Origin of the sequence: Neisseria sp. P0017.S009, from assembly GCF_051957375.1 — a bacterium.
GTDB lineage: Bacteria > Pseudomonadota > Gammaproteobacteria > Burkholderiales > Neisseriaceae > Neisseria > Neisseria perflava.
In genome coordinates, this window is record NZ_JBQCWL010000003.1 from 296,620 (window position 1) to 316,242 (window position 19,623).

General features: G+C 54.0%; 19 protein-coding genes. 10 read left to right on the forward strand and 9 right to left on the reverse strand.

All coding sequences use genetic code 11. The annotated features are described in order from the left end of the window. Positions 1-11: 11 nt before the first annotated feature. The 3 genes from ACTHTG_RS05840 to ACTHTG_RS05850 all read right to left on the reverse strand — a co-directional run bounded on the left by ACTHTG_RS05840 (position 12) and on the right by ACTHTG_RS05850 (position 2,515). The gene (locus ACTHTG_RS05840; protein WP_049335639.1) at positions 12-479 is read right to left on the reverse strand and encodes a CinA family protein; all 468 of its coding nucleotides are present in this window, start codon (positions 477-479) and stop codon (positions 12-14) included. Positions 480-554: 75 nt separating this feature from the next. After that, positions 555-1,400, reverse strand: coding sequence for a mechanosensitive ion channel family protein (locus ACTHTG_RS05845; RefSeq protein ID WP_049335638.1), 846 nt, complete (start codon positions 1,398-1,400; stop codon positions 555-557). A 113-nt stretch (positions 1,401-1,513) separates the two neighbouring features. Then, complete coding sequence (locus ACTHTG_RS05850) at positions 1,514-2,515, reverse strand: thiamine ABC transporter substrate-binding protein (RefSeq protein ID WP_049335636.1); 1,002 nt, start codon at positions 2,513-2,515, stop codon at positions 1,514-1,516. 64 nt (positions 2,516-2,579) lie between these two features. Here ACTHTG_RS05850 and ACTHTG_RS05855 point away from each other — a divergent pair, with 64 nt between their 5' ends. The 4 genes from ACTHTG_RS05855 to glmS all read left to right on the forward strand — a co-directional run bounded on the left by ACTHTG_RS05855 (position 2,580) and on the right by glmS (position 7,045). Then, positions 2,580-3,227, forward strand: a complete 648-nt coding sequence (locus ACTHTG_RS05855) for a pyrimidine 5'-nucleotidase (RefSeq protein ID WP_049335634.1) — start codon at positions 2,580-2,582, stop codon at positions 3,225-3,227. Between the two features lie 61 nt (positions 3,228-3,288). Beyond that, entirely contained in the window at positions 3,289-3,573 is a 285-nt protein-coding gene (locus ACTHTG_RS05860) for a membrane lipoprotein lipid attachment site-containing protein (RefSeq protein WP_049335838.1), read from the forward strand. Positions 3,574-3,671: 98 nt separating this feature from the next. Then, on the forward strand, positions 3,672-5,045 hold the full coding sequence (gene glmU, locus ACTHTG_RS05865; protein ID WP_049335633.1) for a bifunctional UDP-N-acetylglucosamine diphosphorylase/glucosamine-1-phosphate N-acetyltransferase GlmU: 1,374 nt from the start codon (positions 3,672-3,674) through the stop codon (positions 5,043-5,045). Between the two features lie 161 nt (positions 5,046-5,206). Further along, positions 5,207-7,045, forward strand: a complete 1,839-nt coding sequence (gene glmS / locus ACTHTG_RS05870) for a glutamine--fructose-6-phosphate transaminase (isomerizing) (protein ID WP_049335631.1) — start codon at positions 5,207-5,209, stop codon at positions 7,043-7,045. 78 nt (positions 7,046-7,123) lie between these two features. Here glmS and ACTHTG_RS05875 read toward each other — a convergent pair whose 3' ends face one another. The 3 genes from ACTHTG_RS05875 to ACTHTG_RS05885 all read right to left on the reverse strand — a co-directional run bounded on the left by ACTHTG_RS05875 (position 7,124) and on the right by ACTHTG_RS05885 (position 10,321). Then, positions 7,124-7,483, reverse strand: coding sequence for a DUF2628 domain-containing protein (locus ACTHTG_RS05875; protein ID WP_004519228.1), 360 nt, complete (start codon positions 7,481-7,483; stop codon positions 7,124-7,126). Between the two features lie 131 nt (positions 7,484-7,614). Next, on the reverse strand, positions 7,615-8,913 hold the full coding sequence (locus ACTHTG_RS05880; protein ID WP_308538597.1) for a M16 family metallopeptidase: 1,299 nt from the start codon (positions 8,911-8,913) through the stop codon (positions 7,615-7,617). 58 nt (positions 8,914-8,971) lie between these two features. Beyond that, complete coding sequence (locus ACTHTG_RS05885; RefSeq protein ID WP_308538598.1) at positions 8,972-10,321, reverse strand: M16 family metallopeptidase; 1,350 nt, start codon at positions 10,319-10,321, stop codon at positions 8,972-8,974. 15 nt (positions 10,322-10,336) lie between these two features. Between ACTHTG_RS05885 and ACTHTG_RS05890 the strand changes: the two genes are divergently transcribed. Next, positions 10,337-10,474: a hypothetical protein gene (locus ACTHTG_RS05890; protein WP_440362638.1), complete on the forward strand. Its 138-nt coding sequence runs from the start codon at positions 10,337-10,339 to the stop codon at positions 10,472-10,474. A 41-nt stretch (positions 10,475-10,515) separates the two neighbouring features. Next, positions 10,516-11,694: a phosphoglycerate kinase gene (locus ACTHTG_RS05895; protein WP_070848844.1), complete on the forward strand. Its 1,179-nt coding sequence runs from the start codon at positions 10,516-10,518 to the stop codon at positions 11,692-11,694. Between the two features lie 93 nt (positions 11,695-11,787). Here ACTHTG_RS05895 and yccS read toward each other — a convergent pair whose 3' ends face one another. From yccS to ACTHTG_RS05910, 3 genes are all read right to left on the reverse strand, one after another. Further along, entirely contained in the window at positions 11,788-13,929 is a 2,142-nt protein-coding gene (gene yccS, locus ACTHTG_RS05900; RefSeq protein ID WP_070587821.1) for a YccS family putative transporter, read from the reverse strand. Between the two features lie 163 nt (positions 13,930-14,092). After that, positions 14,093-15,322: a PilT/PilU family type 4a pilus ATPase gene (locus tag ACTHTG_RS05905; RefSeq protein ID WP_039861910.1), complete on the reverse strand. Its 1,230-nt coding sequence runs from the start codon at positions 15,320-15,322 to the stop codon at positions 14,093-14,095. An 86-nt stretch (positions 15,323-15,408) separates the two neighbouring features. Beyond that, positions 15,409-16,455 carry a type IV pilus twitching motility protein PilT gene (locus ACTHTG_RS05910; RefSeq protein WP_004519239.1) on the reverse strand — a complete coding sequence of 349 codons (1,047 nt, stop codon included), beginning with the start codon at positions 16,453-16,455 and terminating at the stop codon, positions 15,409-15,411. A gap of 117 nt (positions 16,456-16,572) precedes the next feature. Here ACTHTG_RS05910 and ACTHTG_RS05915 point away from each other — a divergent pair, with 117 nt between their 5' ends. The 4 genes from ACTHTG_RS05915 (at position 16,573) to dksA (ending at position 19,352) form a co-directional block, all read left to right on the forward strand. Continuing rightward, positions 16,573-17,268 carry a YggS family pyridoxal phosphate-dependent enzyme gene (locus ACTHTG_RS05915; RefSeq protein ID WP_039861911.1) on the forward strand — a complete coding sequence of 232 codons (696 nt, stop codon included), beginning with the start codon at positions 16,573-16,575 and terminating at the stop codon, positions 17,266-17,268. Between the two features lie 76 nt (positions 17,269-17,344). Next, positions 17,345-18,142 carry a pyrroline-5-carboxylate reductase gene (proC, locus tag ACTHTG_RS05920; protein WP_004519241.1) on the forward strand — a complete coding sequence of 266 codons (798 nt, stop codon included), beginning with the start codon at positions 17,345-17,347 and terminating at the stop codon, positions 18,140-18,142. A 2-nt stretch (positions 18,143-18,144) separates the two neighbouring features. After that, on the forward strand, positions 18,145-18,702 hold the full coding sequence (locus ACTHTG_RS05925; protein WP_004519242.1) for a YggT family protein: 558 nt from the start codon (positions 18,145-18,147) through the stop codon (positions 18,700-18,702). 233 nt (positions 18,703-18,935) lie between these two features. Continuing rightward, positions 18,936-19,352 (forward strand): RNA polymerase-binding protein DksA, encoded by a 417-nt coding sequence (dksA, locus tag ACTHTG_RS05930; RefSeq protein ID WP_004519243.1) that lies wholly within the window; start codon positions 18,936-18,938, stop codon positions 19,350-19,352. Positions 19,353-19,623: the final 271 nt, after the last annotated feature.

Consider the following 19,623-nt stretch of genomic DNA (forward strand, 5'->3'; position numbering starts at 1 on the left):
AGTTTTTGCTATCAAACCAAATGTTCCGCCAAGAAAGCCAATGCGTATTCGACGGCTTGCGCCCTTACTGCTTCGCGATCGCCCGTGAATAGCGCGGTTTGCTCAAACGAACCTTCGGGCGTGGCCAGGCCGAACCAGACTGTGCCGACCGGTTTGGCCGCGCTGCCGCCACCGGGGCCGGCGATGCCGGAAATACTCAAGGCGTAATCTGCCTGCGCGACGGCTTTTGCGCCGCGTGCCATTTCATAGACGGTCTCGCGGCTGACCGCGCCGTGTTTCAGCAAGGTATCGGGCATGACGCCAAGGCGGTCTTGTTTGGCTTGGTTGCTGTATGTGACGAAGCTTTGGTGAAACCATTGCGAGCTGCCCGGAACGGAGGTCAGCGCACCTGCAAGCAGGCCGCCGGTGCAGGACTCAGCGCAGGTAACGGTTTGGCAGCGGCTGGTCAGGTGTTCGGCGATGGTTTGCAGATGGGACATGGCGGCTCCTTATGGAAATGGTGGAATGGGGCGGGCGTTTGACCCGCCGGGTTTCAGACGGCCTGAAAGCTGAAATCAGTCTTTCGGCTGAATGAGGTGGACATCACATTGTGGGAATGGGATGTTGATGTTGGCTTCGCGCAGATTTTCGACGATCTGCTCGTTCAGGGCGAATCGGAATGGGCCGAGATTTTCTTCTTGCGTCCACGCCCAAAGGGTGATTTCGATGGCGCTGTCGCCAAGGTTGGTAATGTATACGACGGCAGGTCGTTCTTCGGTTTGAACACATAATGGATGCTCGGTTGCCGCTCTCAATACGGCGGCTTTGGCGGCTTTCAAGTCGCAGGCGTAATCGACGCCGACAACGACTTGGGCGCGGCACAGGGGCAGGGAGGAGCGGTTGGTGATGCTGTTGGTCATGACCACGCTGTTGGGTAGGACGACTTCTTCGTTGTCCGGCGTGCTCAAAGAGGTCTGCACCATTTTGATTTCTCGGACGATACCTTCAAAACCGTTGACGCGGATAAAGTCGCCGACTTTAAACGGGCGGAACAGGATAATCAGCACGCCGGCGGCGAAGTTGGACAGTTGGTCTTTCAAAGACAAAGCCACGGCCAAGCCTGCGCCACCGATCAAGGCGGTCACGGAAGTGGTCGGAATGCCGAGTTTGCCCAGTGCGGCGATGATGATGAGGATCAGCAGGCCGATGTTGGCGACGTTGCCGAGGAAGCTGACCAGCGTTTTATCGACTTTGGCGCGCGTCAGTGCGGTTTTCATCAGTGTCACCACGCGCGTGGTGACCCAGCGGCCGATAAAGAAGATGGCTAAGGCGGCCAGCAGGTTCGTGCCGAAAGACATGCCGGTTTGGGCGAGTTGTTCCCAACCGGAGAAGGGGGAGAGGGATTGAAGATCGAAATTCATAATTGTGTGTGCGTGTGAAGTTGTTTAAAAGGTCATTGTAAAACAAGGCCGTCTGAAAAACTAATGATTTGGTTTTTCAGACGGCCTTTAATCTTTCTTAAATCTTTTTCAGCTTAACGTAAAACGGTTTTGCTCCAACGGCTCACCCATTGTTTTTGTTTGGTGTTGATGTCGGCGCGGTTGGGGGAATCGCTGTGTTTCGGGGTTTGGGCAAACTCGAATACTTTGGGCAGCGGCGTGTTTTTGGCAGCCGGATAGACCCACATTTCGGCAGGCAGGGCTTGTTGCACTTCGCCGCTTTGCAGCCAGCTCACCAGTTTGGCCGCCAGTTCGGGTTGCTTCGCGCCTTTCAAAACGGCCGCGCCTTCAACTTGGCGGAATGTTCCTCCTTTGAGGAAGAGGTTGCCGGTGGGCGGGGTGTTGTATTTGCCTTTGGAGTAGTGGACTTCGGCCGCCGGGCTGGTGGCATAGCTGACCACGAGGGGATAAGCGCCGCCGTTTTGGGTGAAGTCGGTGTAGTAGGCTTCACTCCAGCCTTTGGCAACTTTCACGCCGTTTTGGCGCATTTGCGCCCACCATTTGAATGCGCCTTCTTCACCCATGCCGCCGATGTTGGCCAAGAGGAAGGAGAGGCCGGGCGAGGATGTGGCGGGAGACGGGGTTACCAAAAGGTTTTTATATTCCGGTTTGGTCAGGTCTTGCAGGGTTTGCGGCAGAGGCAGTTTTTTCTGTTCAAACCATTTTTTGTCGTAGTTGATGGCGACATAGGCGTAATCAACGGCCAGCGCATCGGGCAGGGAAGCGGTTACGGGTGCGGATTTGGGTTGGTTGGCAGCGAGGATGCCGGCGGCTTTGGCTTTGCCGATGTTGGCGTTGTCCAAACCGTAAACCGCATCGGCAATCGGGTTGGCCTTGCTCAAAATTAGCTTGTTGAGCATTTCGTTGCCGCTGCCGGCCTTGATGACGGACACTTTGGCATCGTTGGCTTTTTCAAATTGCGCGATGACGGATTGGGGCAGGCTGAAGGATTTGTGCACGGCCAAACGCACTTCGGTTTGGGCGTACAGGTTTGCCGAAGCCAGCAACAGAGCCACGGCGGACAATTTCAGTTTCATTCTCTTTCCTTTGTACGGGTAAAATACGAAATATCATAACAAAATCTGCATATCAAGGCACGATATGAATCATTCTCCCGTTTGGCTGTTTGACCTCGACAATACTTTGCACAATGCCGAAGCAGGCATTTTCTACATTATCAACCGCGCCATGACCGAATACATGGCAGGCCGTCTGAAACTTTCCGAAGAAGCCGCCTCCCATCTGCGCCAAGATTATTGGCACCGATACGGCGCGACGCTTGCCGGTTTGCAAATCCACCATCCCGAAGTCGATATCGATGAATTTTTGCGTGAAAGTCACCCGCTTAAGCAAATTTTGGCAAAGGTGGAGGGTATGGATGGAACTGATGACGTTTTAGGCCGTCTGAAAGGGCGAAAAGCCGTATTTTCCAACGGGCCGTCGTTTTATGTCCGCGCATTGGTTGAGGCGTTGGGCTTGGAAGCGCATTTTGACGGCTTGTTCGGCACGGACGACTTCGGCCTGCTCTACAAACCCAATCCGCAAGCCTATCTCAATGTCTGCTGCCTGTTGGGCGTCAAACCCGAACAGTGCATTATGGTGGACGACAGCGCCGACAATCTGCACCAAGCCAAAGCCTTGGGCATGAAGACCATTTGGTATGGCAAAAACGCCCATCCGTTGCCATTTGCCGACGGCATAGCGAAAGATATGCAGGGCTTGCTTGAATTTTGCACAAAACTGCCGTGAAGTTTTGAAAAAACAAGTACAATACACGGTATTGCCGACATTTAAAAACAAGGACAACATCATGCGTAAACTCGCTTTAATTCTGACCGCCGCTGCCGTTTTGGCCGGTTGCTCTTGGGAAACCTACACCAACGAATCCGGCCGTACCGCCGTACGCCAAAAATATGCTACCGGCACACCTATCGTTTATCAGGACGGTACTTATTCTAAAAACATGAATTACAACCAGTTCCGCCCCGAGCGCCGCGCCGTCCAATCCCATCAAGCGGATCATGCCGAACACGGCGAACGCGGCCAGCACTGGCAAAAACCGCAATTTGCCAACCAACAGCCAGCAACCGAATAACAATATCCCCAAGGCCGTCTGAAACGGAGTGAAAAACAATCAACATTAGTTGTCCCACTTTTCAGACGGCCTCAAACAACGACAACGGAAACCGTATCATGGCTCAGACAGCTTTAAATATCGTCATCCTCGCCGCCGGCAAAGGCACGCGCATGTACTCCAAAATGCCCAAAGTGCTGCACCGCATCGGCGGCCTTCCCATGGTTGAGCGCGTTATCGACACCGCCGCCTCCCTGAATCCCCAAAACATCTGCGTCGTCATCGGCCACGGCAAAGAGCAAGTCTTGGACACCGTCAAACGTGATGTCGTTTGGGTTGAACAAACCGAACAGCTCGGTACCGGCCACGCCGTCAAAACCGCCCTGCCGCACCTGTCTGCCGAAGGCCGCACGCTGGTGTTGTACGGCGACGTTCCCCTGATTGACGCAGCCACCCTCGAAACCCTGCTCGAAGCCGCAGGCGACGAAGTCGGCCTGTTGACCGACGTGCCTAACGATCCGACAGGTTTGGGCCGTATCATCCGCGACAGCAACGGCAGCGTAACCGCCATTGTCGAAGAAAAAGACGCCGATGCCGCCCAAAAAGCCGTGAAAGAAATCAATACCGGCATTTTGGTTCTGCCCAACGCCAAACTCGAAGCTTGGTTGAACAGCCTTTCCAGCAACAATGCCCAAGGCGAATACTACCTGACCGACCTCATCGCCAAAGCCGTTGCCGACGGCATCAAAGTTCATCCCGTCCAAGTCCGCGCCTCCCATCTGGCCGCCGGCGTGAACAACAAACTCCAACTGGCCGAACTCGAGCGTATCTTCCAAACCGAACAGGCGCAAGAATTGCTCAAAGCAGGCGTAACCTTGCGCGATCCGGCACGTTTCGATTTACGAGGTCGTCTGAAACACGGACAAGATGTCGTGATTGACGTCAACGTCGTCATCGAAGGCGAAGTCGAACTCGGCGACAACGTCGAAATCGGTGCCAACTGCGTGATCAAAAACGCCAAAATCGGTGCCAACACCAAAATCGCCCCATTCTCCCATTTTGAAGGTTGCGAAGTCGGCGAAAACAACCAAATCGGCCCATACGCCCGTCTGCGTCCGCAAGCCAAACTGGCCGACGACGTACACATCGGCAACTTCGTCGAAGTCAAAAACGCCACCATTGGCAACGGTACCAAAGCCAACCATCTCACCTACATCGGTGATGCCGAGATCGGCAGCAAAACCAACTTCGGCGCCGGCACGATTATTGCCAACTACGACGGCGTGAACAAACACAAAACCGTCATCGGCGACGAAGTGCGCATCGGTTCAAACTGCGTACTGGTTGCCCCCGTTACCCTAGGCAACAAAGTAACGACAGGCGCGGGCAGCGCGATTACCCGCAACTGTGAAGACGGCAAACTCGTTCTCGCCCGTTCGCGCCAAACCGTCATCGAAGGCTGGGTGCGTCCGGAAAAAGGCGATAAGAAGTAAGGTTGATCTTTTATTTGTTTTCAGACGGCCTTGAGAAACAACAGGCCGTCTGAAACCCAGATTTGCCGTTTCAATGAATATAAAACGGCGTTTTCCGACTGCCGCTTTCGGGAGCCGGAGCAGCAGTCATTTTCTCAAACTTTTGATACTAAGGAACTTATATGTGCGGTATCGTAGGTGCTATTCGCGCCAATCACAATGTAGTCGATTTTCTGACCGACGGTCTCAAACGCCTTGAATACCGAGGCTACGATTCGTCGGGTATCGCCGTAAACATGGACGGCAAAATCAAACGCGTCCGCCGCGTCGGCCGTGTGCAGCTGATGGAAGATGCGGCACGCGAAAAAGGCGTGTTCGGCCATATCGGCATCGGCCATACCCGTTGGGCAACCCACGGCGGTGTAACCGAGCCTAACGCCCACCCTCATATTTCCGGCGGTATGATCGCGGTTGTCCACAACGGCATCATCGAAAACTTTGAAGCCGAACGCGAACGCCTGAAAGCGTTGGGTTACACCTTCGAATCGCAAACTGATACCGAAGTCATCGCCCACAGTGTCAACCACGAATACACACAAAACGGCGGCAAACTGTTTGAAGCCGTCCAAGCTGCGACTGCCCGTTTCCACGGTGCATACGCTATTGCCGTTATCGCACAAGACAACCCTGAACAAATGGTTGTTGCACGCATGGGCTGCCCGTTGTTGGTGGCCTTGGGCGACCAAGAAACCTTTATCGCTTCCGACGTATCCGCCGTGATCGCCTTTACCCGCCGCATCGCTTACTTGGAAGACGGCGACATCGCCCTGCTGAACGCAAACGGTATCGAAAAACTGCTCGACAAAACCGGTGCGCAAACCGAGCGCGCGATTAAAGTGTCCGAATTGTCTTTGGCTTCTTTGGAATTGGGCCCATACAGCCACTTCATGCAAAAAGAAATCCACGAACAGCCCCGCGCCATCGCCGATACTGCCGAAGTCTTCTTGGACGGCGGTTTCGAACCTGAAAACTTCGGCGCCAACGCCCGCGAAGTGTTCGACGATATCCACAGCATCAAAATTCTTGCTTGCGGTACGTCCTACTATGCCGCGCTGACCGCCAAATACTGGTTCGAATCCATCGCCAAAGTGCCGACCGACGTGGAAATCGCCAGCGAATACCGCTACCGCGACGTGATTGCCGATCCGAAACAATTGGTCATCACCATTTCCCAATCCGGCGAAACTTTGGACACCATGGAAGCCCTAAAATACGCGCAATCCTTGGGACACAAACACAGCCTGTCTATTTGTAACGTGATGGAATCCGCCCTGCCGCGTGAAAGCGAATTGGTACTGTACACACGCGCCGGCGCAGAAATCGGCGTTGCCTCTACCAAAGCATTCACGACCCAACTGGTTGTCCTGTTCGGCTTGGCCGTTACCTTGGGCAAACAACGTGGTCTGGTTTCCGATGAACAGGCGCGTGAATACGTTGAAGAATTGCGTCAACTGCCGGGCAGCATTCAGCACGTTCTCAATCTTGAGCCGCAAATCGCCGCTTGGGCGCAAAAATTTGCCAAGAAAACCAGCGCACTCTTCCTGGGTCGCGGCATCCACTTCCCAATCGCTCTTGAAGGCGCATTGAAGCTGAAAGAGATTACCTATATCCACGCCGAAGCTTATCCTGCGGGTGAGTTGAAACACGGCCCGTTGGCCTTGGTGGACGAGAACATGCCTGTTGTCGTGATTGCCCCGAACGACAGCCTGTTGGACAAAGTAAAAGCCAATATGCAGGAAGTCGGCGCACGCGGCGGCGAACTCTTCGTCTTCGCCGACCTCGACAGCAACTTCAACGCCACCGAAGGCGTGCACGTTATCCGCGCCCCACGCCACGTCGGCGTACTCTCGCCGATTGTGCACACCATCCCCGTGCAACTCCTGTCTTACCACGCCGCCCTTGCACGCGGTACAGATGTGGACAAACCGCGCAACTTGGCTAAATCAGTAACGGTTGAATAAGTAATTGACCGGTTAAAAAAGGCCGTCTGAAACCTGAGATTTGGGTTTCAGACGGCCTTTTCATTTTAAGAATCCGATTTATTTTTCGTATTCAGAAATGTATTGTGCAACAGCAGCTTCAGGATTGCTGGCCTGAATGACTTTAGGCGCTTCTTGATAGCCACGTTTTCTCAGATTTCCTTCACGCAATTTGTTGCCTTGTAAGCCAAGTACAATGCCTACACCGAAGCCAAGTGCGCTGACAAGGCTTCCCATGGCCTGATTGTCACCGGCGATTAAATTCAAAATTATAAATACAACAAAGATTCCGATACCCAAGCCCCATATTTTTTTCACGCATGCCCAGATGCCGCCAAAGAAAAATGCAGGCCAAGACCAACCTTGTTTGACAGCTTCATATTGACCTGTCGGATTTTTGAATATTTTGTAAGTTTTCATAAAATATATTCCTTTTACGATCAAAAATTGAAAAAACAAGTGATTGTATCACGATAACATAAACGATTTGAATAATTAAGAAAACAGGCTGTCTGAAAAATCTTTCAGACGGCCTGTTGTTTTAAAGCGTTTTATTCTGCACCGACAACGACGGTGTTGAGGTCTTTGAATTTGATGCGGCGTTGCCATGCGTCGCGGACTTGTTCGACGGTCAGGCTGTTGATGGCTTTGGGATAGGCTTCCAAGTAGTCGTTGGGCAGGTCGTAGAGGCCGATCAGGCTCAGGTAGTTGAGCAGTTTGTCGTTGGAGTCGTAGCGCAGGGGGAAGCTGCCGACGATGTTGGCTTTGGCTTGTTTCAGCTCGGCTTCGGTCGGGCCTTCGGCGATAAACTGTTCGATGACGGCTTGGGTATCGGCCAGTGAGGCTTTGGTGTTTTTCTTTTGGGTGGAGTAGGAAACGGCAAACGTGCCTTCTTCTGTCGCCGGGGCGAGGCTGCTGTATACGCCGTAGGTGTAGCCGTGTTGGTCGCGCAAAACTTTCATGAGGTGGCTGTCGAAACCGCCGCCGCCGAGGATGTAGTTGCCGGCAACGAGGGCGTAGTAGTCGGGGTCGTGGCGTTTGATGAGGGAGGTGCCGAGCAGGACTTGTGCTTGTGTGCCGGCAAAGGGGATGTCGCGGCGTTGGGCGGTTTGTTTGGGAACGGGCGGGATGGCGTGGGTTGCGGTGGCTTTGGCCGGCAGGTCTTTGAGGACGCGATCGACCAGTTGCTCTGCCTGTTTGCGGTTGAGGTCGCCGACGATGGCGACGATGGCGTTGTCTTTGCCGTAGTGGGTGCGGTGGAAGGCGCGGATGTCGTCCAGACTAACTCGTTTGAGGCTGTCAACGGTTATGTTTGCGCCGCTGCCGTAGGGGTGTTTCGGGTAGATGAGTTTGGTCAGTTCGCGCGTGGCGGTGTAGTCGGGGGTGGTTTCTTGTTGTTGCAAGCCGGTAATGGATTGGATTTGACGGCGGCGGAAAACGGCTTCGTCAAAGCGCGGACGGGTCAGCGAGTGGTTGAGCAAGTTGGCGGCTTTGTCGCGGATGTCGGCTTTGCTGAGGCTGCGGAAGCCTGCGGACGCGCTCTCGGCATTGCTGTCGCTGCTGATTTGTGCGCCGATGTTGTCGGCTTCGGCATTGAAGGCTTCTTCGTCCAGCTCTTGGGTGCCGTCGATCAGGAGGGCGGCGGTAAATTCGGCAACTTGGCTTTTGCCGTCCGGATTGGCGACGCTGCCTGCGCCCTTGAAGCTGACTTCAAGGTCGATGATGGGGTTTTCGTGGCGTTCGACAAGGAGGATTTGGGTGCCGTCGCGGTTGCGCCAGCGTTGGATGTCGGTGGCGGCTTGGACGCTTAAGGGCAGGAGTAGGGCAAGGGCGAGCAGGGTGGGTTTCATGTTGTGGCTTTCTGTTAGGGCCGTCTGAAAGGGTATGGGCTTTCAGACGGCCTGATGTTTATCGGCGTTTGGCAGCTTTTTTGCTTGGCGCGGCGGCAGGTTTTTGCGGTTCGATGATGACGGTACTCATGCGCTCGTCGGTCAACATCCGGGCTGCGGCCTGTACTTCTTGCACGCTGACGGCCTGCAGGCGGCGGTGGATTTCTTGTTCGTCGGTATATTGGAAACCGCGCGCTTCGAGGCGGCCCATCATGGAGGCTTGGGAAGACATGGAGTCTTTGGCGTAGATTTCGTTGACCGCTGCCTGGGTTTTGACGCGCTGCAATTCTTCTTCGGAAACGCCGTGATCGGCAATGTCTTTGATTTCTTGGCGCAATTGGGTAATCAAGGTATCGGCTTTCACGCCTTCGGCAGGCATGGCTATTACGCTGAACAGCGGCATTTCGCGGCTGATGATGTCGTAATGCGTTCCTGCGCTCAATGCGGTTTGCTTGCCGCGCACGAGGTTTTTGTCAAAACGGCTGGATGCGTTGCCTGCCAAAATATCGGAGAGGATATCGAGGGCAAAAGGCATCGTGTCATCGAGTTTTTGGAGTTTCGGCACACGGAAGTTGATGGCAATCAGCGGCTGGTGTGTGACCGGAGAAGTGGCTTTGACTGTAACAGGTTTGCGCAAATAGGGTTCGGTATTCAGTTTGTTGCGCGGCGGCTGGGCTTTGGCCGGAATATCGCCAAAGAGTTTGGCGGCCGTCTGAAGCGTTTGTTTGGCATCGACATCGCCGACAATGACCAATACGGCATTGTTGGGCGCGTAATATTGTTTGTACCACGCGCGCAGGTCGTCGGCTTTGAGGGTGTGCAAATCTTTCATGTAGCCGATGACGGAGGCGCGCATGGACGGTTGGGTAAAGGCGGCAAGATAGGCTTGTTCCCACATTTTGCCGTCGGCTGTGTCTTCCGTGCGCAGGCGGCGTTCTTCACGGATGACGTTCATCTCGTTGAGGAATTCTTTGTCGCTGAAGTTGAGGTTGTGCATGCGGTCGGCTTCGAGCTTCAGAATCTCGGGCAGGTTGGCGGCGGCGACGTTTTCGTAATACACCGTTTCATTTCGGTTGGTATAGGCATTGTTTTGTCCGCCCAGCTCGGACACGCGGCGGTTGAATTCACCGGAGGGAACGTCTTTCGTGCCTTTAAACATCATGTGTTCCAAAGCGTGGCTCAGGCCGCTTTTGCCCGGTTTTTCATCCACGCTGCCGATTTTGTACCAAATCTGCGAAACGGCCACAGGCGCGCGGTGGTCTTCTTTGACGATGATTTTCAGACCGTTGGGCAGGGTTTCAGAAAGCGTCTGCGCCCATGAAGCGGCAGGCAGCGCGAAGGCAAGCATTAAAGCAATTCGGCGTAACATGGTTCAATCCGTAAAATGAAAATCAATCGCCAAAGTATAGCGGAAATCTGCAAAGATTGGCCGAATGTTTCAGACGGCCTGCGGCTTTATCTGCTGATTCACATCAAGCGCGGCCATTGCCAATCTTTACCGTCGCGCCTCATTCGCGGATAATCCCAAACATTCCCGTTCCCAACCATCACAAAGGAATCATCATGGCATTTTTGAAACTGACCGAACAAAATGTTCAAGGCAAAACCGTTCTGATCCGCGCCGATATGAACGTACCGTTCAAAGACGGCAACATCAGCGACGACACCCGTATCCGCGCTTCGCTCGCATCCATCAAATACTGCTTGGACAACGGCGCGTCTGTGATCGTGATGACCCACCTCGGCCGTCCGACCGAAGGCGAATTCCATCCTGAAGACGATGTAGCGCCTGTTGCCGCGCATTTGGGCAAACTGTTGGGCAAAGACGTGAAAGTATTGAACGACTGGCGTGAAAACAAACCGACTTTGAACGCCGGTGATGTCGTGATGCTGCAAAACGTGCGCATCAACAAAGGCGAGAAGAAAAACGACTTGGAGCTGGGCAAAGCCTACGCTTCTTTGTGCGACGTGTTCGTCAACGACGCATTCGGTACCGCCCACCGCGCCCAAGCTTCGACTGAAGCCGTTGCCCAAGCCGCACCGGTTGCCTGCGCAGGCGTGTTGATGGCGGGCGAACTCGACGCTTTGGGCAAAGCCCTGAAACAACCGGCTCATCCGATGGTTGCCATCGTTGCCGGCAGCAAAGTGTCCACCAAGCTGACCATCCTCGAATCGCTGGCGGACAAAGTCGACCAACTCATCGTCGGTGGCGGTATTGCCAACACATTCTTACTGGCAGAAGGCAAAGCCATCGGCAAATCTTTGGCCGAACACGATTTGGTGGAAGAATCCAAAAAAATCATGGCGAAAATGGCGGCCAAAGGCGGCTCCGTACCGCTGCCGACCGATGTGGTTGTCGCTAAAGCCTTTGCCGCCGATGCGGAAGCTGTGGTGAAAGACATTGCCGACGTTGCCGAAGACGACATGATTTTGGACATCGGCCCGAAATCCGCCGCTGCGCTTGCCGAACTGCTCAAAGCCGCAGGCACCATCGTTTGGAACGGCCCGGTCGGCGTGTTTGAATTTGACCAATTTGCCGGCGGTACCAAAGTATTGGCTGAAGCGATTGCCCAAAGCGATGCGTTCTCGATTGCCGGCGGCGGCGACACGCTGGCGGCGATTGCCAAATTCGGCGTAACCGACCAAATCAGCTACATCTCCACCGGTGGCGGTGCGTTCCTTGAGTTCTTGGAAGGCAAAGAGTTGCCTGCCGTTGCTGCTTTGGAAAAACGCGGCGCATAATCGGTTTTAATCTCGATGGCTGAATAAAGGCCGTCTGAAATCCAAATCGGGTTTCAGACGGCCTTATTTATTTTGTTGAAATGTGTTATCGGTTTAGGCGGTTTGCGTATCCGACTGTCTGTGCAATGCCTGATAACACGGTGCAAGCTGGCGGATGATGAGGTCGAGCTGGTGTTTGAGGATTTGGTTTTGTTGGGACTGCTCTTTGTCGGTCTGTTCCAAATCGGCAAATTCCTGTCGGATGGCTTCGATGCTTGCATCGAAGGTGGCCGGTTCGGTCTGCGGCATTTGTTTGAGGAGTTCGGCGATGTGGTGGGTCAGGCGGGCATATGGGGCGAAGGTATTGCTGCCGTCGTGATGAACCTGGTCGCGGTATGCGCCGAGCGCGGAAATGTGACCGGTCAGTGCATAGCTGGTTTTGAGCAGGGTAAAACCGTCTTGCAGGCGGTCTTGGTATTTTTTCGGGTTGCTGCTCATGTCGGATAAGGTGCTGCTGAGGGCGGCGGTGCTTTCGTGGGCTTGGCGGCGGGTAAGGCGGTAGTCGACATCGTCGCGGCTGCCGTTTTGCAGCTGGTCGAGGATGGCGTCGAGATAGCGGCCGTTGGCAGTGATGGTCTGGGCGGCGGTGTGGCTGAGGGTGAGGTAACGCCAATCGGGCCAGAGGTAGGTGGCGGCGGCCCATGCGATAACGGAACCGACGATGGTGTCGATGATGCGGATGGGCATGGCGTGGTACACGTCCAAACCGGCAAGCGAAAGGCTGGTCAGGGCTTGGATGGTGATGAAGAATGTGGAGAAGCTGTATTTGTAGCTTCGGGTCATGAAGAACAGGGTGGTGCTGGCGATGACAATCCAGAGCTTGGTTTCAACAGACGGGGTGAAGTAGGGGACGAGCGAACCGACAATCACGCCGAGAATCGTGCCGGCAATGCGTTGGTACACGCGGCTTTTGGTGGCGGTGTAGTTAGGCTGGCAGACGAAAAGGGCGGTCAGCAGAATCCAGTAGCCGAGGTTGAGATGGAGGATTTCGACAATGATGCAGGCCGCGGCCACGACGATGGAGAGGCGGGTGGCATGGCGGAAGACGCCGGATTCGAAATTGAGCTGGCTGAGGACGGTTTCGCCGATATTGCGGAACTTGGTGTTTTCAAGGGCGGCAATGCGGGTGTCGGCGTTGTCGTTTTCGGCAAGGGACGCATCGTTTTGCAGTTGCCGCAGTTGGTAATCGACGCTGCTGAGATTGTCGAGCAGACGGCGGATATTGTGGAGGTTGGCATTGTCGGCATGGGTCTCGGCAAAATGGCTGAGGGATTGGCGGCAGCCTTCCATGGCGCGGCCAAGGCGTTTGCTGTATGCGTAGGGTTTGTTGTTGCGCAGGGAGGCGGCAACGTTGCGGCACGCCTGGCCTTGCATTTCAAGCAGGCGGCGGATGCGGAAGATGAGGTCGGTGTTTTTGAGCTGCTCGGCCATTTCGCTGTAATCGACGTGGGCGGAGCTGATGCGTTCGTGCATGTCTTGCGCACAGAGGTAGTAGCGCAGCATTTTGGCGGTACGCGGATGGCGGTGTTGGCCGCGCAATCGGTAGAAAAGTGCGCCGCGGCATTGGTTGAAGGCAGTAATCACGCTGGTGTTGCTCATGGCCAAGTCGATTTGGCGGTTGCCCAACCATGCGGCTTCGTCGGGATCGAAAAAGTCGGCTTTGGCATCGAAGTAGTTGCTGAGTGCGTCGTAGGCGTTGGCGACGGTTTCTTGGACGGGGCGGTGGGGCAGGATGATTTGGAAGATCAGGGTGTTGACGCTGTATAGGACAGTGCCCAACAGAATCATGACGGGGTTGGTCAGCCAGTAGGTTTCGGGTGTGTAGGTCAGCGTGGTGTAGGTGGCGACGGCGAGCGCACCGAAAGCGAAGGTGCGGTATTTGAGGCCGACGGTGCCGAGGATGGTGAAGCCGAAAGTCATTAGGGTCATGGCCAAGATGAAGGGAACGCCTGTGCCGATGGTGCTTTGGGCAAGCAGCGAGGAGAGGGTGAACAGGGCAACGGTGATGACGATGTTTTTCAGACGGCCTGTGAGGCGGTTGTCCAAATCGACTAAACCGCCGGCAATAATGCCGAGTACGAAGGGCATGACGAGCTTGGGCGTGTTGAAGTGCCAAACGAGGGTGGCGGCGATGAACACGCTGGTGAAGACGGGCAGGGAGGCAATGATCAGAGGTTTGAGCGGCGGAGTTTTCATGATTGGGTTGTTTTATTTGTTATGAGATGAATGATTGGATTTTAACAGGATTTTCAGTCGGTTTCAGAATGCTTGAAATAGGATAAGGCCGTCTGAACGGATATGGGGAAATACTTGATTTCGTTTCCACATCTGTTCAGACGGCCTTTTTTGGCTTACGCCATTAGGTCATCAGGTTGAGGTCGCTGATGCGGTCGTAGAGACGCTCGGTATTGTTGCCCTCGTCGTGCATTTGAATGCGCAGGCGCAAATCGTTGGCGGATACCGCTTGGCGCAGGGCTTCGCTGAGTTCGATTTGGCCTTGTGCGTAGAGGTTGAAGAGGTTTTGGTCGAACGTCTGCATGCCGTTGCTGCCGGAGCGTGCCATCAGGTCGCGGATTTCCAGCAATTCGCCTTTGAAAATCAAGTCCTGCATGGCCGGAGTGTTGAGCAGGAGGTCGGTAACGGCCGTGCGTTGGCGGTTTTTCTTGATGGTGAGGCGTTGGCCGATGATGCCGACGAGGTTTAACGCCAAATCCATCAAAACCTGTTGGCGGCGGTCTTCCGGATAGAAGTTGATAATGCGCTCGATGGTTTGGGAGGCCGTACTGGCATGGATGGTGAAAACGCACAGATGGCCGGTTTGAGCCAGTTGAAGGGCGTATTCCATGCTTTCTTCGCTGCGGACTTCGCCGATACAGACGACATCGGGTGCTTGACGCATGGCGCTTTGAACGGCAATTTTCCAGTTGTCGGTATCGATGCCGATTTCGCGCTGGGTGAAGATGCTGCGGCAAGGTTTGTAGATAAACTCGATGGGATCTTCGATGGTGACGATATGGCCGGGCAGCTTTTGGTTGCGGTAGTTGAGCATGGAGGCCATGGTGGTGGACTTACCCGAACCGGTCGGGCCGGCGAGGATCAGCAGGCCGCGTGGCGCGAGTGCAAGCTCTTGGAGCTTTTCGGGCAAACCGAGGGTTTTCATCTCGGGAATGTCTTGGCTGACGCGGCGCAATACCATGCCGACGCGGCCTTGCTCGTGGTAGGCGTTGACGCGGTAGCGTGTGTTGCTGCGCGATTGGACGGAATAGTTGATTTCCCAGTCGCGGTTGAAGGCTTCGAGTTGGTCGGGGTTCATGGTGGATTCGGCGATGGCGGCGGTGTCCGCGCCGGTCAGCGCTTTGTGGGGCATGGGCGTGAGGGTGCCGCCGACTTTAATGGCAGGAGGAAAGCCTGCGCTGATGAAGATGTCGGACGCGTTGCGTTTTTCGGCCTCTTCACACATGCGGTCGAGCAGGGGATGAAGATGTGTGCCGATTTCGGCCGGGGTGGGGATGTGCGGTGCTTGGTTTTTTTGTGAGTAGGCTTGCACCATTTCGCTTAACAGGTCGTGCAGAGGGGCGAGGTCGCTCATGATGATTCTCTTTAAAACGGGTATTCGGTCAGGCTCAAAGGCCGTCTGAAAACGGGATGATGGGGTTCAGACGGCCTGGGTATGGTTTAGAAAACAGAGAGGTTTTCGATGTTTTGCGCCTTGCTGCGTGCCAGCTCGGGGCTGATGGTGCCTTGGCGGACAAGGGTTTGCAGGGCTTGATCGAGGGTTTGCATACCGTGGGCCTGACCGGTTTGGAGGGCGGCGTTGATTTGGGCGATTTTGTTCTCGCGGATGAGGTTGCGCACGGCCGGTGTGGAAATCAGGATTTCGTGTGCGGCGACGCGGCCGTTGCCGTCGCGGGTTTTCAGCAGGGTTTGGGAAATGATGGCGCGCAAGGATTCGGACAACATGGAGCGCACGATTTCTTTTTCGCCTGCAGGGAATACGTCGACAATACGGTCGATGGTTTTGGCGGCGCCTGTTGTGTGCAGCGTGCCGAAAACCAAGTGGCCGGTCTCGGCGGCGGTCAGGGCGAGGGAGATGGTTTCAGGGTCGCGCATCTCACCGATCAAAATCACGTCTGGGTCTTCGCGCAGGGCGGAACGTAGGGCGTTGGTGAAGCTGTGGGTGTGCTGATGCAGCTCGCGCTGGTTGATGAGCGCTTTTTTGCTTTGATGGACGAACTCAATCGGGTCTTCGATGGTCAGAATGTGGGCCGGTTGGGTTTCGTTGATGTAGTTGACCATCGCCGCCAGCGTGGTGGATTTACCCGAACCGGTCGGGCCGGTTACCAAGACCAAACCGCGCGGATTTTCGGCAATTTTTTGGAAAATGCGCGGCGCACGCAATTCTTCCAGCGTCAGGACGGTGCTCGGAATGGTACGGAATACGGCGGCCGGGCCGCGTTCGGTCATAAAGGCGTTGACGCGGAAACGGGCAACATTAGGCAGCTCAAATGAGAAATCGACTTCAAAATCCTGTTGATAGAGCTTGCGCTGGTGGTCGTTCATGACCGAGGTAATCATGGTGCCGACTTCTTCCGAGCTCATCTCGGGCAGGTTGATGCGGCGGATGTCGCCGTGTACGCGTATCATGGGGGAAATGCCCGAACTCAAATGGAGGTCGGAGGCTTTGTTTTTCACGCCGAACGCGAGTAAGTCGGTAATCTGCATAATGTGGCCTTGTTTTGGTTTAGAATAATAAAATCGCTTTATTTTAAATAGATAAATCCGTTCGACCAAGTAAAATTTTCAAAATGCCGAGTGATGAACGGGTTAAAGGAGAAAACCATGTCGGTATTGCAACAAAACTATCAGGACGTATGCCGGGCGGTTGAACAGGCGGCTGAGGCTGCAGGACGGTCTGCGGATGCGGTGAAGCTGGTGGCGGTCAGCAAGACGTTTCCAGCAGACGATATTCGCGAAGTGTATGCGGCCGGTCAGCGCGATTTCGGCGAGAACTATATTCAGGAATGGTTTGAAAAAACGGAAACGCTGGCCGATTTGCCGGATATTGTTTGGCACGTTATCGGCGATGTGCAGTCTAATAAAACCAAATTTGTGGCCGAACGCGCACATTGGGTGCATACGATAGGCCGTCTGAAAACGGCGCGGCGCTTGAGTGAACAAAGGCCGTCTGAAATGCCGCCGTTGCAGGTGTGCATTGAAGTGAACATTGCCGCGGAAGAAGCAAAACACGGCGTAGCGCCCACTGAAGCGGTTGCGCTGGCCCTTGAAGTGGCCAAGTTGCCGAATATTAAAGTGCGCGGATTGATGTGTGTGGCCAAGGCCGACAGCAGCGATGATGAGTTGCGCAGCCAGTTTCATACCATGCAGCGGCTGTTGGCTGAGTTGAACGCGGCAGGCGTCGAAGCAGATGTTTTGTCTATGGGGATGTCCGGAGATATGCCAATCGCGGTAGAATGCGGCGCAACCCATGTCCGCATCGGCAGCGCGATTTTCGGCAAGCGGCATTATCCTCAATAAAAGTAATAGGCCGTCTGAACAGGGCAGACAGCAGTTTCAGACGGCTTGATCGATATCACAAAGGAGTGACATATATATGAATATCTATTTTCTCGGCGGCGGCAATATGGCGACTGCCATTGCAGGCGGTTTGGTCAAACAAGACGGCTATCGTGTCCACATTGTCGAACGCGGCGCCGAAAGACGGGAGCAACTGGTACAAGAATTGGGCGTAGCCACTTCTGAAAACCTGCCCGAATTGAGTGCGGACGATGTCCTCATTCTCGCTGTTAAACCGCAAGACATGCAGGCAGCCTGTCAAAACATCCGTTTGAATGGCGCGCTGGTGTTGTCCGTAGCGGCAGGTTTGTCCATCGATACCCTCAGCCAGTATCTGGGCGGCACACGCCGTATCGTGCGCATCATGCCCAATACGCCGGCCAAAATCGGTTTAGGCGTATCCGGTATGTTTGCCGATGCAGGCGTTTCAGAAGCTGACCGTACAGCCGCCGACGGCATCATGCGCTCTGTCGGTACAACCGTTTGGCTGAACGAGGAAGATCAACTCCACAATATTACCGGCATCAGCGGCAGCGGCCCCGCCTATGTTTTCTATCTTTTGGGCGCGCTCCAAAATGCGGCTTTGGCACAAGGTTTCAACGAACAAGACGCACGCGAACTGAGCCTTGCTACATTTAAAGGCGCAGTGGCTTTGGCCGAACAGACCGGCGAAGCATTTGCACAATTACAGCAAAACGTGACTTCCAAAGGTGGCACGACACACGAAGCCATCGAAACCTTCAAAGCCCGTCACGTTGCCGAAGCCATCGAACAGGGCGTAGAAGCCTGCGTCAAACGTTCGCAAGAAATGGCGCAACAATATAAGGCCGTCTGAACATGCGCGGCGACTTGCTCTTATTATTGGCAGACGCTATTGCCATCCTGTGTATCACGCGCTTTTTGCTCCGATACGCAGGATTGGCAGCAGAACACCCCCTGCTCAAATTCAGCATACAGGCAACAGGCTGGCTGACCAAACCTTGGCAAAAAGCATTCCCATCCGGCGAGAAAACCGATTGGTACTGCCTGCCCGCAGGTTTTCTGGTGTACTACCTTGCCTGTACCGCCATTATTTTCATCTCGCCGGCGCTGTCCATCAGCAATAAGCTGATTTTGGCAAACTTCTGGTTTGCCGCACTCCATATGCTGAAAGCCGCGGCCTATACATTACTTATTGGTCTGATTATTAGAATGGTGAGCAGCATACAGGGCCGCTATTCCCCGTTGGCTTATGCCATCGAACGAATTCTGCAGCCATTGCTCAAACCGTTTTCCTTCTTACGCGCAGGACGATACGATTTTTCAGGCAGTCTGTTGGCACTCTTATTATGGTTGTGGCTGGCCCGATGGTTTCCCCAACTTATCCAGCAAACCAACCTATGTTTGCTTCAATAGGCCGTCTGAAAGCGCAGCAGGTATTAACGACCAAAAATACAACGTCCTAAAAAGCGTATTAATATATTTAGGCGTAAGGTAGTGCAAAAAAGTGCAAATCGAAATATAAAGAACAAATGAATAGGTAAAACATGATATGATTCGCCCAATTTCCAAAACGGAAATTCAAGAAAACCCAATAAAAGCAAACCCGTAGCATCCAAATCATTAACAACAAACCGAAAGCAGACACCATGGCAAAGCTGACAGAACAAGATATTTTAAACTGGGATGGTCCTGAAGAGGACTACATGAACAGCGACCAATTGGCCTTCTTCCGCGAACTACTGGTTAAAATGCAAGAAGAACTGATTGAAAATGCAAACACCACTACCGGCCATCTTCAAGAGCACGAATCCGCTCCCGATCCAGCCGACCGAGCTACTCAAGAAGAAGAATACGCTTTAGAACTGCGCACCCGCGATCGCGAGCGTAAACTTCTCAATAAAGTGCAAGCGACTCTCCGCAGTATTGACGAAGGCGATTACGGTTTCTGTGCCGATACCGGCGAACCCATCGGCCTCAAGCGCCTGCTGGCACGTCCGACCGCGACATTGTCCGTAGAAGCGCAAGAGCGACGCGAACGAATGAAAAAACAGTTCGCCGACTAAAATATAGATATAGAAACCTCAAAAGGCCGTCTGAAAGAGCATTTCAGACGGCCTTTAGTTTGTATTTTTTTGTATGTATGGATAGTGTGGGAGTTTGATAGTATTTTTTTAGAAATAAAAACCCTGTTAAAACAGGGAAGTGATTAAATTTCAGAAAATAATTTTGTGAAATGTGTTGACTGGTTTTGTAGGTAGGCGTATAGTTCGGTTCTTCGCTGCTGACGCGGTGAAGAAAACGAAGCAGACAGTATAACACAGTTAGTTAGAATTT

Bases quoted from the DNA above. Each gene is read 5' to 3' on its own strand.
- ACTHTG_RS05840 (WP_049335639.1), bottom strand. From the start codon at position 479: ATGTCCCATCTGCAAACCATCGCCGAACACCTGACCAGCCGCTGCCAA.
- ACTHTG_RS05845 (WP_049335638.1), bottom strand. From the start codon at position 1,400: ATGAATTTCGATCTTCAATCCCTCTCCCCCTTCTCCGGTTGGGAACAA.
- ACTHTG_RS05850 (WP_049335636.1), bottom strand. From the start codon at position 2,515: ATGAAACTGAAATTGTCCGCCGTGGCTCTGTTGCTGGCTTCGGCAAAC.
- ACTHTG_RS05855 (WP_049335634.1), top strand. From the start codon at position 2,580: ATGAATCATTCTCCCGTTTGGCTGTTTGACCTCGACAATACTTTGCAC.
- ACTHTG_RS05860 (WP_049335838.1), top strand. From the start codon at position 3,289: ATGCGTAAACTCGCTTTAATTCTGACCGCCGCTGCCGTTTTGGCCGGT.
- glmU (WP_049335633.1), top strand. From the start codon at position 3,672: ATGGCTCAGACAGCTTTAAATATCGTCATCCTCGCCGCCGGCAAAGGC.
- glmS (WP_049335631.1), top strand. From the start codon at position 5,207: ATGTGCGGTATCGTAGGTGCTATTCGCGCCAATCACAATGTAGTCGAT.
- ACTHTG_RS05875 (WP_004519228.1), bottom strand. From the start codon at position 7,483: ATGAAAACTTACAAAATATTCAAAAATCCGACAGGTCAATATGAAGCT.
- ACTHTG_RS05880 (WP_308538597.1), bottom strand. From the start codon at position 8,913: ATGAAACCCACCCTGCTCGCCCTTGCCCTACTCCTGCCCTTAAGCGTC.
- ACTHTG_RS05885 (WP_308538598.1), bottom strand. From the start codon at position 10,321: ATGTTACGCCGAATTGCTTTAATGCTTGCCTTCGCGCTGCCTGCCGCT.
- ACTHTG_RS05890 (WP_440362638.1), top strand. From the start codon at position 10,337: ATGAAAATCAATCGCCAAAGTATAGCGGAAATCTGCAAAGATTGGCCG.
- ACTHTG_RS05895 (WP_070848844.1), top strand. From the start codon at position 10,516: ATGGCATTTTTGAAACTGACCGAACAAAATGTTCAAGGCAAAACCGTT.
- yccS (WP_070587821.1), bottom strand. From the start codon at position 13,929: ATGAAAACTCCGCCGCTCAAACCTCTGATCATTGCCTCCCTGCCCGTC.
- ACTHTG_RS05905 (WP_039861910.1), bottom strand. From the start codon at position 15,322: ATGAGCGACCTCGCCCCTCTGCACGACCTGTTAAGCGAAATGGTGCAA.
- ACTHTG_RS05910 (WP_004519239.1), bottom strand. From the start codon at position 16,455: ATGCAGATTACCGACTTACTCGCGTTCGGCGTGAAAAACAAAGCCTCC.
- ACTHTG_RS05915 (WP_039861911.1), top strand. From the start codon at position 16,573: ATGTCGGTATTGCAACAAAACTATCAGGACGTATGCCGGGCGGTTGAA.
- proC (WP_004519241.1), top strand. From the start codon at position 17,345: ATGAATATCTATTTTCTCGGCGGCGGCAATATGGCGACTGCCATTGCA.
- ACTHTG_RS05925 (WP_004519242.1), top strand. From the start codon at position 18,145: ATGCGCGGCGACTTGCTCTTATTATTGGCAGACGCTATTGCCATCCTG.
- dksA (WP_004519243.1), top strand. From the start codon at position 18,936: ATGGCAAAGCTGACAGAACAAGATATTTTAAACTGGGATGGTCCTGAA.